The sequence below is a fragment of the Corynebacterium sp. HMSC062A03 genome, assembly GCF_001811145.1.
In the GTDB taxonomy this organism is placed as follows: Bacteria; Actinomycetota; Actinomycetes; order Mycobacteriales; family Mycobacteriaceae; genus Corynebacterium; species Corynebacterium aurimucosum.
Genome location: NZ_KV803651.1, coordinates 321,835 through 334,473, shown reverse-complemented (window position 1 = coordinate 334,473; position 12,639 = coordinate 321,835). Strand labels below are relative to the sequence as shown.

Genomic DNA, 12,639 nt, shown 5'->3' with positions numbered 1-12,639 from the left:
AGACTAAAACAGCACTAGCCACCCCGCAACCGGAAGCAGAAACCGCCTGCTTACCGGTGGGCGAAACGCCAATCGCGGAGGCAAGAGAATGCGAGGTTAGTCGGTGCCGCAAGACGCACGTAGGCGGTGAGTAAGCCCGCTCGCCGCGCGCGGCGGCCTAGACGGTAGCGTTGCGGACCTTCGTGAAGTGAACCTTGTACCGCGTATCCACATCCACGTCCGGGAAGGCCGCGCGGAAGTCGCGGTCATTGACCTCAATGGCATCCTTGATGCGCAGCAGCGGGGTATCGGGATCCGCTAGCACCTCATACTGCAACGTCGGCCGCGAGCGGTCGTAGGCTACCAGTCGCGATACTTTCTCCACGCCCTCAATGTCAGCGAGAGTATCCGTTACCGCCCCTGCAATCGCGGGCATCTCCGTCTTAATCGCACCCTCCTCATTCGATTCCTCCGAGGGCATCGAATTAAAGCGATGATGGCGCAGGTTGCTTATCACCAGCCACAGGCCGGTGAGGGCACAGATGATTGTCGCCAAGCCCAGTGCATAAGGCCACCAGGTCTGTTCCGGCAGACCCGCCCACGTGTCGTGGTCCACCCACGAGGCCAAGTACGTTGCGAAAGGCACGTCGAAGTGGATGAGGATCGGCCACCCCCCCAAGGCAATAAGCAGGATTCCCAGTATGGCCAAAAGCGCACGGTCCACACCGGCAAGCTTCTTAGACATTGGCGATGTCCTCCTGTTCATTCTCAATCACCACGGTAACCTCCGGGGCTGGCGTGATAGCCGCCAGCGCCGCCGTCACTGCTTCAGTCACGCGCTCCTTAAGCTGCGCATCATCGGCATCGCCCGTGGCCGTGACCGTGATACGGGAGCGCTCCTTAGTGATCTTGGCCCGACTCCGCGCCGCCGTCGTTCCCGGCACCCGACGCGCCGTTGCCGACGCCACCCGCGCAATATCCACCGCGCGCAGCCACATCGACGCGTCCTCGGAGCCAATCCGCACGTGCGTTGTCTTCCGCGGCGCACACGCCGCCCACAACAGAATCAACCCGACGAAGATCGCCACGCCCCCGGCCACAAGCATCCATGTATGGATCTCCGGCGAGGACATCACGTCGATGAAGGGCTGCAGCCACGAGGTTGCGCCCTCGTTGGCACCTGACACCCAGGCCTCACGCCCCACGATGACGGCGGCCGCGAGCAGCAGGATGCCCACGATGATGGTCCACCCCCGCGCCGGTGGGGAGGCTTTCGGGCGTTGGCCAAAGCCAGCGGGCAGCGAGTTCTCACTCATGATGACCTCCTTCGCGGATGGTGATGGCGCGCAGCGGCACCGGACGTGGAACGTCTACCCGGCGTGTGAACTCGGCCGAGGGCCGAATCGCAATTGGGCGAAGCTGAAGCGGCTTGGCATGCGGGACGCGAAGCGGAGAAGTATGCGGAAGGTCCACGCCGCGCGGTTCAACCGGGCGGGGCACTTCGACGTGGCGCAGCGCGAACTCCCGTGGCGCAGGCACCGAGCGGACCTGTACCGGCGCAGGATCCGTGACTGCGCGCAGCGGCTGCGGTTCGGGTGTGTGGATGGGGCGCAGCTTGTCGTAGCGATTCTCGCCGGGGCCGAAACCTTCCGTGCGTACCGTAACGTCCGCAGGCTTGCCGACGCCCCTCACCCGCACCGCCTCCGGCACCCTCACCGTGCGTACAGGGACCGGCGCAGGGGTCGACACTTGGCGCACCGCGGCGCGCTGGCTTACGTCCACCGGCTTCAAAGCGCGTTCCGGAACAATCGCTGGAATCTGCGCCGACAGTGGCGCGCGTGTCTCGACCGCCAGCGCGGTTGTGCGCTCGCCTGGGACCGCACCGCCCACCGTTACGTTGACGCGAGTGGTGCGAAAACCTGTGAAATCGCGGACTGCCTCCCGGATTGCCGTGCGAACTGCCTTCGCCACCTCGGTGACGGGGGAGGGCCAGTACACAGCGATGTCGACATCCACCGCCACCATCTGCGTATCCGGGTCCATTTGCGCCATCACGCGCGGAAAGGCGCGGCCGGCGAGGCCGGCTAATTTGGCGTCGACAGCCGCGGTCCCCGGCACGCTCGCAATGGCGGCGTTAATGACCTTCTCCATCGCGCGCAGGGAAAAGCGGGTTCGCCCGAAGAGAGCGACCCCGGTTGATTCGGTGCTCACTAGCCTCGGCCTCTATCCTGGCCGACCACGCCTTTCCACACCGCGGTGAGGTCAATGCGGCCGTCGAAATGCGCGCCGATGACGCCGCCGACCGCGGCAAGCAAGACCGCGAGCGCGACGTACCACACGCCGAGGTAGATGAAAAAGGCCAGAACCAAGCCGGCGATCACGCCGAGGGAGGTGTAGTTCTTCATGGTTTTCCTTTAGTTCTGTATGTCGGTTCCTTTTAGACCGCGTCGTCGAAGACCACGTCTACGCGGCGCACTGCGGGCCAGGTGGCGCGGACGGTGGTGCGGGTGACGTCGCCAAGCTCGGCGAGTGGTACGCCTGCGCTGACATCAACGACAATGTGCAGCTCCAGGTGCGTGTCATCCTGCGGGCTGGGGCGGCGGATGCCGTGCACGCGCTCACCGGGGAAGAGCAGCGCGACCTCCCCGAACCGGCCGGGCGAGAGCTTGGCGACGCCCCTTAGATCCGTCACCGCCGCCGCTATGGACGTGGCAAGGGGGAGGGTGAGCTCGGCAGAGGTCACGTTATGCCTGGCCCTGGGTAACCGCCGGAGTTGCCTCGGTGGACTCGTCCTCTTCGCGCGGCAGCTTGACGTCGTGGACGACGACGTCGACGCGATCGACGGACAGGCCGGTCATGCGCTCGACCGCATTCATGATGTTGCGGCGGATGGCTTCGGCGAGCTCGTGGATGGCCACGCCGTACTCGGCGATGATGGCGATATCAATGGAAGCGGTGCCGCTGTTCACCTCGACGCTCACGCCCTGGCGGACGTCCTCGGAAGCGCCGAAGGATTCGCGGATGGAGCCCATCATGCGGGCGCCACCGCCGCCGAGGGCGGCGACGCCGGAAACCTCGCGGGCAGCGATGCCGGCGATCTTGGACACAACGACATCATCGATGCGGGTGGTGCCGAAATCGGTCTCCAGGTTCTTGTTGCGCTCCGGGGCAGGCGCCGGGGTGGCGTCGTTCGCCGGGGCGGTCTGCTCGGCGACGTCCTTGGGGGTTGTGTTTTCAGCCATGGTGGATCCCTCTCATTGTGTAGTTGATGTAGGTATGTATCTACGTCACGAGCTTAACCGTGAACGCGGTCCGCGGGGCGGCGGGGAGCCGAACCTTGGCCAAAACGTGATGTTACCCACTGTTTCCGCAGGAGTTTGGAAAACGCGAGGTTACGTGCTTAAATACAGGGGTTGCTTTAACACAGCGACGTAACCACAGGCTTCAGCTTGTAGGGCGTTGTTGCTGGTAAGGCGAACATGACACCTTTGTTGTGGGGTTCTTTTAGAACTACACGCGAAGGTCATCCGATCGGGCTAGGTCCGCGCTTGAGCAGAGACAATCCCGAGAAGATGGACCGGAGAAGGGGCATGGCAAATAAACAGCGGCAGTATATGAATAAGACTTTGGTTGCGGATCATTGAGATCTAACGCCCCAGTCTTCTTCCTATTTACTTTGACTACGGGTCTTGTACCCCGTCACGAGCACTGCACTCTGGGCTTTTGCCTTAAGTCACTCTCGTGGTCGTCATGACAGTCAGACAACTGGCGTTGAGCCATGGCTTCCAGCCCGGACAACGTTATAGAGAAATCGAGAAGCAATTTCCCACCGCTTCACGCCCCGGATACGCCGGGAATGTGAAAGTGGGGAAGCGAGGAAGAGGATAAGCGTGGCGGGACAAAAAATCCGCATTCGGCTGAAGGCCTACGACCACGAGGCCATCGACGCTTCTGCTAAGAAGATCGTCGAGACCGTTACCCGTACGGGTGCTCGTGTTGTCGGCCCGGTGCCGCTCCCAACCGAGAAGAACGTATACGCCGTTATTCGTTCTCCGCACAAGTACAAGGACTCTCGCGAGCACTTCGAGATGCGCACTCACAAGCGCCTCATCGACATTCTCGACCCGACCCCGAAGACCGTTGACGCCCTCATGCGCATCGACCTTCCGGCAAGCGTCGACGTGAATATCCAGTAAGCGATCGACACAACGTATTTGGTGGAGAACAAACAATGAGTGAAAACGAGATCAAGGGAATTCTGGGCACCAAGCTCGGCATGACCCAGGTCTTCGACGAGGAGAACCGCGTTGTGCCGGTGACCGTCGTCGAGGCTGGCCCGTGCGTGGTTACCCAGATCCGTACGAAAGAAACCGATGGCTACAACGCCATCCAGATTGCCTTCGGCGAGAAGGACCCGCGCAAGGTCAACAAGCCTGCAACCGGTCACTTCAAGAAGGCTGGCGTGACCCCGCGCCGTTACGTCGCTGAGATCCGCATGGACGACACCTCCGCATACGAGGTCGGCCAGGAGGTCAAGGTGGACATCTTCGAGGGCGTGTCCTTCGTTGACGTTACCGGCACCACCAAGGGTCACGGCTACGCTGGCGCCATGAAGCGCCACGGCTTCGCAGGCCAGGGCGCTGCCCACGGTAACCAGGCTGCTCACCGCCGCGTTGGTGGCATTGGTGGCGCTTCGTTCCCGGGCCGCGTCTTCAAGGGTAAGCGCATGGCTGGCCGCATGGGCCAGGACCGCGTGACCACCCAGAACCTGAAGATTCAGAAGATTGATGCCGAGTCCAACCTGCTGCTCATCAAGGGTGCTATCCCGGGTGCGCGCGGTGGCCTCGTCACCGTTAAGACCGCAGTGAAGGGCGGTGCACACGCATGAGCAACCTCAAGCTAGACGTCCAGACCGCTGACGGTAAGACCAACGGCACCGTTGAGTTGCCGGCCGAGCTCTTTGACACCGAGGCATCCATTGCTTTGATGCACCAGGTTGTCAACGCACAGCTCGCTGCTGCTCGTCAGGGTACCCACAAGACCAAGACTCGCGGCGAGGTCCGCGGCGGTGGTCGCAAGCCGTTCCGTCAGAAGGGCACCGGCCGCGCCCGCCAGGGCTCCATCCGTGCGCCTCACTACACCGGTGGTGGCACCGTGCACGGCCCGGTCCCGCGTGACTACTCCCAGCGCACCCCGAAGCGCATGATCAAGGCTGCTCTCTACGGCGCACTGTCTGACCGTGCACGTAACGAGCGCATCCACGTCATCGAGGAGCTCGTCCCGGGCCAGACCCCGTCCACCAAGCAGGCCAAGGCTTTCATCGAGCGCCTCACCGACCGCAAGAATGTTCTTCTGGTCATCGGCCGCGAGGACATCAATGCTCGCCGCAGCGCCAACAACCTGCCGAACGTCCAGATCCTGGACGCCGGCCAGCTGAACACCTACGACGTCCTCTACTCGGACGACGTTGTGTTCTCCGTTGAGGCTCTGCACACCTTCGTCGAGCGCGCTACCGGCGCCGCCGAGGAAGCTAAGGAGGAGAAGTAATGGCTAAGCTCGCTAACCCGCGCGACGTCATCATCGCACCGGTTGTGTCCGAGAAGTCCTACGGCCTGATGGAACAGAACGTCTACACGTTCTACGTCTCCACGGACTCCAACAAGACCCAGATTAAAGATGCCGTCGAGCAGATCTTCGGCGTGAAGGTTGCTTCCGTGAACACCGTGAACCGTGCAGGCAAGCGCAAGCGCACCCGCACCGGCTACGGTCAGCGTAAGTCCACCAAGCGCGCCTACGTGACGCTCCGTGAAGGCAGCGACTCCATCGACGTCTTCGGCGCAGGCGCTTAAGCCCCACCGAAGAGCCGAAAGGAAAAGGAAGAATTATGGCTATTCGTAAGTACAAGCCGACAACTCCGGGTCGCCGCGCATCCTCCGTGTCCGAGTTCGAGGAAATCACTCGCTCGACCCCGGAGAAGTCCCTGCTGCGCCCGCTGAGCAAGACTGGTGGTCGTAACAACTACGGCCGCATCACCACCCGCCACATCGGCGGTGGCCACAAGCGCCGTTACCGTCTGATCGACTTCCGTCGTACCGACAAGGACGGCATCCCTGCAAAGGTCGCACACATCGAGTACGACCCGAACCGTACCGCCAACATCGCCCTCCTGCACTACGCAGACGGCGAGAAGCGCTACATCATCGCCCCGAAGGGCCTGAAGCAGGGCACCATCGTCGAGGCTGGTCCGAACGCAGATATCAAGGTTGGCAACAACCTGCCGCTGCGCAACATCCCGACCGGTACCACCATCCACGCTGTGGAGCTCAAGCCGGGCGCTGGCGCTAAGCTGGCCCGCTCCGCTGGTGCCTCCATCCAGCTGCTGGGTAAGGAAGGCAAGTACGCCATCCTGCGTATGCCGTCCTCCGAGATCCGTCGCGTCGACATCCGTTGCCGCGCCACCGTCGGTGAGGTTGGCAACGCTGACCAGATGAACATCCGTTGGGGCAAGGCCGGCCGTATGCGCTGGAAGGGCGTCCGCCCGACCGTCCGCGGTGTCGTTATGAACCCGGTTGACCACCCGCACGGTGGTGGTGAGGGTAAGACCTCGGGTGGCCGCCACCCGGTGTCGCCGTGGGGCCACAAGGAAGGCCGCACCCGCAACCCGAACCGTTACTCGAACAACATGATCGTGCGCCGTCGTCGCCCGAACAAGAAGCGCTAAGAGGAGGTAAACAATGCCACGCAGCCTTAAGAAGGGCCCGTTCGTCGATGAGCACCTCCTCAACAAGGTTGATGCTCAGAACGAGGCCGGCACCAAGCAGGTCATCAAGACCTGGTCTCGCCGTTCCACCATCCTGCCCGACTTCATCGGTCACACCTTCGCCGTCCACGACGGCCGCAAGCATGTGCCGGTGTTCGTTGAGGACTCCATGGTTGGTCACAAGCTCGGTGAGTTCGCACCCACCAAGACCTTTAAGGGTCACGTCAAGGACGACAAGAAGGGACGTCGATAAGCGATGAGTGACACCATCACCTCCGCATCCGCAACGGCTCGCTACGTCCGCGTTACCCCGATGAAGGCACGCCGCGTCATCGACTTGGTCCGCGGTAAGTCCGTAGCCGAGGCACTTGCAATCCTGAAGTACGCTCCGCAGGGCGCCGCTGAGCCGGTTGCCAAGGTCGTTGCATCCGCAGCCGCCAACGCTGAGAACAACTTCGGCCTGGATCCGCGCACCCTGGTCATCTCCGAGGCATACGCCAACGAGGGTCCGACCATGCGTCGTTTCCAGCCGCGCGCACAGGGCCGCGCATTCATGATTCGTAAGCGCACCAGCCACATCACCGTGGTTGTCGAGAGCCAGAAGGAAGGGGCCAAGTAATGGGCCAGAAGATCCATCCTCACGGCCTACGTTTGGGCATCACTTCCGACTGGAAGACCCACTGGTACGCCGATAAGGACTACGCAAACTACGTAGCCGAAGACATCAAGATCCGCGAGTACCTAGAGAAGGGCCTCGACCGCGCCGGCATTGCCGACGTCGTCATCGAGCGCACCCGCGACCGCGTCCGCGTGGACATTCACACCGCCCGCCCGGGCATCGTGATTGGCCGCCGCGGCGCTGAGGCTGACCGCATCCGTCGTGAGCTGGAGAAGCTCACCGGCAAGATGGTTGCCCTCAACATCCTCGAGGTCAAGCAGGTCGACGCCAACGCAACCCTGGTTGCACAGTCCATCGCGGAGCAGCTGGTTAACCGCGTCGCATTCCGTCGTGCAATGCGCAAGGCTATCCAGTCCGCTATGCGCCAGCCGCAGGTCAAGGGCATCAAGATTCTGCTGTCCGGCCGCCTGGGCGGTGCAGAAATGTCTCGCGTTGAGCGCTACCACGAGGGTCGCGTTCCGCTGCACACCCTTCGCGCCGAAATCGACTACGGCACCGCAGAGGCCCACACCACCTTCGGCCGCATCGGCATCAAGGTGTGGATCTACAAGGGTGACGTTGTCGGTGGCGTCCGCGAGTCCGAACTGAACGCTCCGGCGCAGGGCCGCGGCCGCGGTGACCGTAACGGTCGCTCGCGCCGTGGTGGCCAGCGTCGCCAGCGCGCACAGCAGAAGCAGGAGGGCTAATCCATGCTGATTCCTAAGCGCGTCAAGTACCGTCGCCAGCACCGCCCGACCCGCTCGGGTGTGTCCAAGGGCGGTAACCGCATCAACTTCGGTGACTACGCCATCCAGGCTCTTGAGCCGGCGTACATCACCAACCGCCAGATTGAGGCCGCACGTATTGCCATCAACCGCCACGTCAAGCGTGGTGGCAAGGTGTGGATCAACATCTTCCCGGACCGTCCGCTGACCCAGAAGCCGCTCGGCGTGCGTATGGGTTCCGGTAAGGGTCCCGTCGAGAAGTGGGTTGCCAACGTTAAGCCGGGCCGCATCCTCTTCGAGATGACCTACCCGAACGAAGCTACCGCCATCGAGGCTCTGCGCCGCGCCGGCCAGAAGCTTCCGTGCAAGGTCCGCATCATCAAGAAGGAGGACCAGTTCTAATGGCTACCGGTACCCCCGCCCACGAGTTCCGTGAGCTCGACAACGCTGAGCTGGAGAACCGCCTGAAGGATGCGAAGGAAGAGCTTTTCAACCTTCGTTTCCAGAAGGCCACTGGCCAGCTGACCAACAACCGCCGCATCGGCACGGTTAAGCGCGACATCGCCCGCATCTACACCGTTCTGCGCGAGCGCGAGCTGGGCCTGTCCGTTGCTCCGGGAGCTGAGGCTTAATCATGAGTGAGGCAAACGTGAACACTAAGAAGGAAAAGGGCGCTCGCAAGACCCGCACCGGCATCGTTGTCTCCGACAAGATGAATAAGACCATCGTTGTCGAGCTCGAGGACCGCAAGCAGCACGCCCTCTACGGCAAGATTATGCGCACTAACAAGAAGGTTAAGGCGCACGACGAGAACGAGACCGCCGGCATCGGCGACCGCGTTCTCATCGCCGAGACTCGCCCGCTGTCCAAGGACAAGCACTTCCGTCTCGTCGAGATCGTTGAGAAGGCTAAGTAAAACCCAGCCCTCCTCGATAACAGTGGCCCCCACGGTTTACGTGGGGGTCATTTTTTATGCGCTCATCCCGTTGCCGCCGAAGGCGCGCTTCACACGACAGCCTGGAGAGGGGGAGTGCTCTCCAACCATGACGTTTACGCTGCAGGAACGTGTTAGGGTAAGCCCGTTCATCTCTTGAAAGGCTTATCTTCGTATGTCCTCGCTCTCGCGCATTACTGTTGCCCTCGCCTGCGCTTCCTCCGTTGCGGCCCTTGCTGGCTGTGCTGCCGAGGATCCTGCGCCTGTCGCTTCCGACGCCTCCACCGTAGATGCTGTCGACGTCGCTGCTTCAGCTACGGAGGAGGCCCAGGAAGACGACGCACAGCCACAGCCGAGCATCGGTGCAGCCGGCCCTCAGCCGACGCTGCCAGCCGGCTATAAACCTGGGGCCGCTGATTCTGGCACGGCTGAAAAACCGAGGACGTCCAACGCACAGGACGTAGCTAAAGACGGCGCGGGCACCTCTGCGGCCAGCGGCATCGAAAAGTGCGTGTACCGGAAGGATCGCGTCCGCAGCGAGGGTAATCCTGCCGATGTTCCCTCCACTGTGTCGGGCACCGTGTACAAAGCCCAAGCAGGTGACCTCGACGGCGGTGAGCCAGGCATTGTTTTGCCTGAATATGCCTCTAAGGAAGTCTGGTTCGTTGCCTTGGACGCGCCCACCACCTTGAGCGGCAGCATGAGCGGCAGGCCGGGTGAGGTGGAGGTTCGTGCAAACCAGGAATGCATCGGTTTCAGCAATGGGGATGCGTGGGACGGCTACGAAGGCACGAAGGTCACCTTGCCGATTGATGCCAGGAACGGTTTCTGGCAAAGCGATGTTAGTGTCCCTATGGGCACGCTGCGCGTGATCTACATACCGGCAGATATTCTTTAGCGATCCCGCCGGGGCGGCCGGTGCGTGAAAGCGATAGCGAGGCAAAACGCACTGAGCACCGCGCCCACCGCGAGAAGGAACGTGCCGATACGGTAGGGCGTGGCGCTCACCAGGTCGATGGTGTTATAAATCCGCAGCCACACCAACCAGCCAGCGATGAGCGCAGCGCTGCCTACCGCCGACAGGGCTCGTAAACCGCGGGTGGGGCGCTGGGAGGGGGAGAAGGCGTGGTAGGAGGCGTCGACAAGCGCGAGTGCGGCGAGCACCACCGACGCCCACGCCGCAAGCGGCACCGGTAGTAGTGCTGCAGCGCCGAAGAGCACCGGCAGGATGAAGGCCACGGCCACCAGCACGAAGAGCAGGCCGTGCAGGACGCCGGCGCGCAGTGGATAACTCACAGGCGCTCCTCCACCTCAGAAAGCGTGGGCGGCTGCGCGCCCGTGCGGGACACCGTAATGGCTGCGGCCGTCGCCGCAAAGCGCAGGATTTCCCGCCACTCCTCGACGCCCAGCGCATCAATATCCCGCTCCACCACCTGGCTCAAGAGCGCGGCCATGACTGTGTCGCCCGCGCCGATGGTGTCCGCCACCTCTACCGTGACCGGCGGGACCTGCACCGATACCGAATCTGTGCGCACACTGAGCCCCTCCGCGCCACGCGTGGTTACGACCACAGGCACTTGTGCCAGCGCGTCCTCACCGAGGAACTCAACTTCTTCCTCACTCAGCTTCAGCAGCGTGACGTGCGGCAGCAAGGACAGCAAGAACTCACGGTGCGCCGGGGTGGCGAAGAAGGGGCGGATGTTGGGATCCAAGGCCACTTTCGTGCCCTGTGCCGCAAGCTCCTGAAGCAGCGCGGCATAGCGGGATGCGCCAGGCTCCAAGGCGAGGGAGACGGTGCCGAAGCAGGCCCAGGGGACGTCGGCAAGCACAGGCTCCACCAGGCGGTCCGCCGTGCCCTCCGTATAGAAAGAATAGGTGGCCGACCCGTCCTCCCCGATATTGCAGACCGCTAGTGTTGTGGGCTCGTCACCGCGCTGCACGAGCGAGGTATCGACGCCCTCTTCAGCAAGGCGTTCAATCAGCGCCTGCCCGAATGCATCCCGCGAGAGACGCGACTGAAATCCCACGTTTGCACCCAAACGCCCCGCCGCGACCGCTACGTTGAAGGGGCCGCCACCCAAGGCCGGTGTTAAATCCGCCAGCTGCCCGCGTCCGCGCGGAACGAGGTCAACAAGGCCTTCGCCACACACCATAATGTTCATGGAACCCATACTATCGAGAGCATGAACTACCGTCCGCTTTTCCATCTCTCCCCGCCCTCCGGCCGCCTCAATGACCCGAATGGGGTCTTCATCGATGGCAACAACCTGCATGTTTATTATCAGCACGACCCCTACTTCCCGCACGCGGCGAAGCAGACAGGCTGGGGTCATGCCGTGGCCTCCTTAAGCGAGGCGAAGCCATGGCGGCACTACCCGGACGCGCTGTATCCCATCCGTGAGCACGACGCCCACGGCTGCTACTCGGGCGGCGCAGTGGTCGACGGTGAGGACGTCTGGCTGTTTTATACCGGCAATCTCAAGCGCGATGGCGTGCGGATTCCCTCGCAGAATCGCGTCCGTGCCGTCGATGCCGGCGGTCCAGAAGGCGGTTTCTATGAGCACGACCCCGCCAACCCGCTCATCAATGGCCCCGCGGAGGGCTTCACGGGGCACTACCGCGATCCCCAGATCACCCGCGATGGTGCCGGCTGGCGCATGGTGCTCGGCGCCCAAGCAGAAGACGAAAGCGGGCACGCCGTGCTCTACCGCTCTACGGACTTGGCGCAGTGGTCCTTTGAAGGCACGATCACCTTTGATACCTCGAGTGCTCAGCCGGGCCTGAGCCCGGATCTCGTGCCGGGCGGCTACATGTGGGAGTGCCCCAACCTTCTCACGCTCCGGGACCGCGCGACGGGAGAGGACAAGGACGTCTTGGTCATCTGCCCGCAAGGACTCGAGCCGGTGGTTGCTGACGGCACCACGCACTACGCCTCCTCCGATCAGTGCGGTTACCTCGTGGGCCGGTTGGAGGGCACCGTCTTCCACGTGGAGCGGGGCTTTAGCGAGCTGGATTATGGCCACCAGTTTTATGCGCCGCAGCTGGTGGAAAAGGATGGCGAGGCCATCATGCTGGGGTGGATGGGGCTGCCCGTGCAGGATGACACCCCGACGGTTGCCCAGGGCTGGGTCCACACGCTCACCTTGCCGCGGCGCGTGTGGCTGGAGGAAGGCTGGTTGCGCCAGGCGCCGTTGTGGTCGCTGCCGGCTGTGCCGGCGGAGGCAGCACGCGTTGGGTTCGGTTCGGTAGCCACGCTGATGGCCGGCGAGGGAACGTACGTGCTTGTCGACGACTCCGGGGCCGACGCCTTCCGCGTCACCTACGGCGGGGGAGAACTCCGTTTGGCAGTTGGGGACGATGAGCGCGTCGTTCCCTGCCCGGCTGGCTCCGTGGAGCTCATCGCGGATGGATGTGCCGTGGAGGTCTTCGCGGGCGATGGGCGGATTGCGGGCGCGTCGGCGATTTTTGGTGCCAGCGACGCTCGCTGGCACGGCTGGGAAGCCCGTTAGGGTGTGAATTTTCCTATATTTATGCCCGAATGCTTGGCTTTGTGTTGGGTAACGTGTCTAATAGGAGGTGACGC

General features: G+C 62.9%; 21 protein-coding genes. 13 read left to right on the top strand and 8 right to left on the bottom strand.

Features of this window, described 5'->3' with window-relative positions:
• Positions 1-157: 157 nt before the first annotated feature.
• From HMPREF2781_RS03910 to HMPREF2781_RS03885, 6 genes are read right to left on the bottom strand one after another with little or no spacing between them, the layout of a single operon-like run.
• Entirely contained in the window at positions 158-724 is a 567-nt protein-coding gene (locus tag HMPREF2781_RS03910; RefSeq protein WP_070644452.1) for a hypothetical protein, read from the bottom strand.
• Positions 717-1,295: a DUF6286 domain-containing protein gene (locus HMPREF2781_RS03905; protein ID WP_070644451.1), complete on the bottom strand. Its 579-nt coding sequence runs from the start codon at positions 1,293-1,295 to the stop codon at positions 717-719. The genes HMPREF2781_RS03910 and HMPREF2781_RS03905 overlap by 8 nt, the downstream gene beginning before the upstream one ends.
• Positions 1,288-2,190 (bottom strand): Asp23/Gls24 family envelope stress response protein, encoded by a 903-nt coding sequence (locus HMPREF2781_RS03900; protein WP_070644450.1) that lies wholly within the window; start codon positions 2,188-2,190, stop codon positions 1,288-1,290. The genes HMPREF2781_RS03905 and HMPREF2781_RS03900 overlap by 8 nt, the downstream gene beginning before the upstream one ends.
• On the bottom strand, positions 2,190-2,384 hold the full coding sequence (locus tag HMPREF2781_RS03895) for a hypothetical protein (RefSeq protein WP_010189668.1): 195 nt from the start codon (positions 2,382-2,384) through the stop codon (positions 2,190-2,192). The genes HMPREF2781_RS03900 and HMPREF2781_RS03895 overlap by 1 nt, the downstream gene beginning before the upstream one ends.
• Positions 2,385-2,416: 32 nt before the next feature.
• Positions 2,417-2,722, bottom strand: coding sequence for a hypothetical protein (locus HMPREF2781_RS03890; RefSeq protein WP_010189667.1), 306 nt, complete (start codon positions 2,720-2,722; stop codon positions 2,417-2,419).
• A 1-nt stretch (position 2,723) separates the two neighbouring features.
• Positions 2,724-3,221, bottom strand: a complete 498-nt coding sequence (locus HMPREF2781_RS03885; protein ID WP_070644449.1) for an Asp23/Gls24 family envelope stress response protein — start codon at positions 3,219-3,221, stop codon at positions 2,724-2,726.
• Between the two features lie 648 nt (positions 3,222-3,869).
• On the opposite strand from HMPREF2781_RS03885, the gene rpsJ reads away from it, so the two are divergent.
• The 12 genes from rpsJ (at position 3,870) to HMPREF2781_RS03825 (ending at position 9,954) form a co-directional block, all read left to right on the top strand.
• Positions 3,870-4,175: a 30S ribosomal protein S10 gene (gene rpsJ, locus HMPREF2781_RS03880; protein WP_003848085.1), complete on the top strand. Its 306-nt coding sequence runs from the start codon at positions 3,870-3,872 to the stop codon at positions 4,173-4,175.
• A 35-nt stretch (positions 4,176-4,210) separates the two neighbouring features.
• Entirely contained in the window at positions 4,211-4,867 is a 657-nt protein-coding gene (rplC, locus tag HMPREF2781_RS03875) for a 50S ribosomal protein L3 (RefSeq protein WP_010189651.1), read from the top strand.
• Positions 4,864-5,526, top strand: coding sequence for a 50S ribosomal protein L4 (gene rplD / locus HMPREF2781_RS03870; protein WP_010189650.1), 663 nt, complete (start codon positions 4,864-4,866; stop codon positions 5,524-5,526). The genes rplC and rplD overlap by 4 nt, the downstream gene beginning before the upstream one ends.
• Complete coding sequence (gene rplW, locus HMPREF2781_RS03865; protein ID WP_010189649.1) at positions 5,526-5,828, top strand: 50S ribosomal protein L23; 303 nt, start codon at positions 5,526-5,528, stop codon at positions 5,826-5,828. Before rplD ends, rplW begins: the two co-directional genes overlap by 1 nt.
• A gap of 35 nt (positions 5,829-5,863) precedes the next feature.
• Entirely contained in the window at positions 5,864-6,700 is an 837-nt protein-coding gene (gene rplB, locus HMPREF2781_RS03860; protein WP_010189648.1) for a 50S ribosomal protein L2, read from the top strand.
• Between the two features lie 13 nt (positions 6,701-6,713).
• A complete protein-coding gene (rpsS, locus tag HMPREF2781_RS03855; protein WP_010189646.1) occupies positions 6,714-6,992 on the top strand; it encodes a 30S ribosomal protein S19 in 279 nt (92 codons plus the stop codon).
• A gap of 3 nt (positions 6,993-6,995) precedes the next feature.
• The gene (gene rplV, locus HMPREF2781_RS03850; protein WP_010189645.1) at positions 6,996-7,358 is read left to right on the top strand and encodes a 50S ribosomal protein L22; all 363 of its coding nucleotides are present in this window, start codon (positions 6,996-6,998) and stop codon (positions 7,356-7,358) included.
• Positions 7,358-8,104, top strand: coding sequence for a 30S ribosomal protein S3 (gene rpsC, locus HMPREF2781_RS03845; protein WP_070446580.1), 747 nt, complete (start codon positions 7,358-7,360; stop codon positions 8,102-8,104). The genes rplV and rpsC overlap by 1 nt, the downstream gene beginning before the upstream one ends.
• Positions 8,105-8,107: 3 nt before the next feature.
• Complete coding sequence (gene rplP / locus HMPREF2781_RS03840) at positions 8,108-8,524, top strand: 50S ribosomal protein L16 (protein ID WP_010189643.1); 417 nt, start codon at positions 8,108-8,110, stop codon at positions 8,522-8,524.
• Complete coding sequence (gene rpmC / locus HMPREF2781_RS03835) at positions 8,524-8,754, top strand: 50S ribosomal protein L29 (protein ID WP_010189642.1); 231 nt, start codon at positions 8,524-8,526, stop codon at positions 8,752-8,754. Before rplP ends, rpmC begins: the two co-directional genes overlap by 1 nt.
• A gap of 2 nt (positions 8,755-8,756) precedes the next feature.
• On the top strand, positions 8,757-9,038 hold the full coding sequence (gene rpsQ / locus HMPREF2781_RS03830) for a 30S ribosomal protein S17 (protein WP_010189641.1): 282 nt from the start codon (positions 8,757-8,759) through the stop codon (positions 9,036-9,038).
• 193 nt (positions 9,039-9,231) lie between these two features.
• Positions 9,232-9,954 carry a hypothetical protein gene (locus HMPREF2781_RS03825; protein ID WP_070644448.1) on the top strand — a complete coding sequence of 241 codons (723 nt, stop codon included), beginning with the start codon at positions 9,232-9,234 and terminating at the stop codon, positions 9,952-9,954.
• Here HMPREF2781_RS03825 and HMPREF2781_RS03820 read toward each other — a convergent pair.
• Entirely contained in the window at positions 9,951-10,352 is a 402-nt protein-coding gene (locus HMPREF2781_RS03820; RefSeq protein WP_070644447.1) for a hypothetical protein, read from the bottom strand. The two genes, HMPREF2781_RS03825 and HMPREF2781_RS03820, sit on opposite strands and share 4 nt — an antisense overlap.
• Complete coding sequence (locus HMPREF2781_RS03815; protein WP_070644468.1) at positions 10,349-11,218, bottom strand: carbohydrate kinase family protein; 870 nt, start codon at positions 11,216-11,218, stop codon at positions 10,349-10,351. Before HMPREF2781_RS03815 ends, HMPREF2781_RS03820 begins: the two co-directional genes overlap by 4 nt.
• A 21-nt stretch (positions 11,219-11,239) precedes the next feature.
• On the opposite strand from HMPREF2781_RS03815, the gene HMPREF2781_RS03810 reads away from it, so the two are divergent.
• Positions 11,240-12,565, top strand: coding sequence for a glycoside hydrolase family 32 protein (locus HMPREF2781_RS03810; RefSeq protein ID WP_070644446.1), 1,326 nt, complete (start codon positions 11,240-11,242; stop codon positions 12,563-12,565).
• Positions 12,566-12,639 lie beyond the last annotated feature (74 nt).

Bases quoted from the DNA above. Each gene is read 5' to 3' on its own strand.
- HMPREF2781_RS03910 (WP_070644452.1), bottom strand. From the start codon at position 724: ATGTCTAAGAAGCTTGCCGGTGTGGACCGTGCGCTTTTGGCCATACTG.
- HMPREF2781_RS03905 (WP_070644451.1), bottom strand. From the start codon at position 1,295: ATGAGTGAGAACTCGCTGCCCGCTGGCTTTGGCCAACGCCCGAAAGCC.
- HMPREF2781_RS03895 (WP_010189668.1), bottom strand. From the start codon at position 2,384: ATGAAGAACTACACCTCCCTCGGCGTGATCGCCGGCTTGGTTCTGGCC.
- HMPREF2781_RS03885 (WP_070644449.1), bottom strand. From the start codon at position 3,221: ATGGCTGAAAACACAACCCCCAAGGACGTCGCCGAGCAGACCGCCCCG.
- rplC (WP_010189651.1), top strand. From the start codon at position 4,211: ATGAGTGAAAACGAGATCAAGGGAATTCTGGGCACCAAGCTCGGCATG.
- rplD (WP_010189650.1), top strand. From the start codon at position 4,864: ATGAGCAACCTCAAGCTAGACGTCCAGACCGCTGACGGTAAGACCAAC.
- rplW (WP_010189649.1), top strand. From the start codon at position 5,526: ATGGCTAAGCTCGCTAACCCGCGCGACGTCATCATCGCACCGGTTGTG.
- rplB (WP_010189648.1), top strand. From the start codon at position 5,864: ATGGCTATTCGTAAGTACAAGCCGACAACTCCGGGTCGCCGCGCATCC.
- rpsS (WP_010189646.1), top strand. From the start codon at position 6,714: ATGCCACGCAGCCTTAAGAAGGGCCCGTTCGTCGATGAGCACCTCCTC.
- rplV (WP_010189645.1), top strand. From the start codon at position 6,996: ATGAGTGACACCATCACCTCCGCATCCGCAACGGCTCGCTACGTCCGC.
- rpsC (WP_070446580.1), top strand. From the start codon at position 7,358: ATGGGCCAGAAGATCCATCCTCACGGCCTACGTTTGGGCATCACTTCC.
- rplP (WP_010189643.1), top strand. From the start codon at position 8,108: ATGCTGATTCCTAAGCGCGTCAAGTACCGTCGCCAGCACCGCCCGACC.
- rpmC (WP_010189642.1), top strand. From the start codon at position 8,524: ATGGCTACCGGTACCCCCGCCCACGAGTTCCGTGAGCTCGACAACGCT.
- rpsQ (WP_010189641.1), top strand. From the start codon at position 8,757: ATGAGTGAGGCAAACGTGAACACTAAGAAGGAAAAGGGCGCTCGCAAG.
- HMPREF2781_RS03825 (WP_070644448.1), top strand. From the start codon at position 9,232: ATGTCCTCGCTCTCGCGCATTACTGTTGCCCTCGCCTGCGCTTCCTCC.
- HMPREF2781_RS03815 (WP_070644468.1), bottom strand. From the start codon at position 11,218: ATGAACATTATGGTGTGTGGCGAAGGCCTTGTTGACCTCGTTCCGCGC.
- HMPREF2781_RS03810 (WP_070644446.1), top strand. From the start codon at position 11,240: ATGAACTACCGTCCGCTTTTCCATCTCTCCCCGCCCTCCGGCCGCCTC.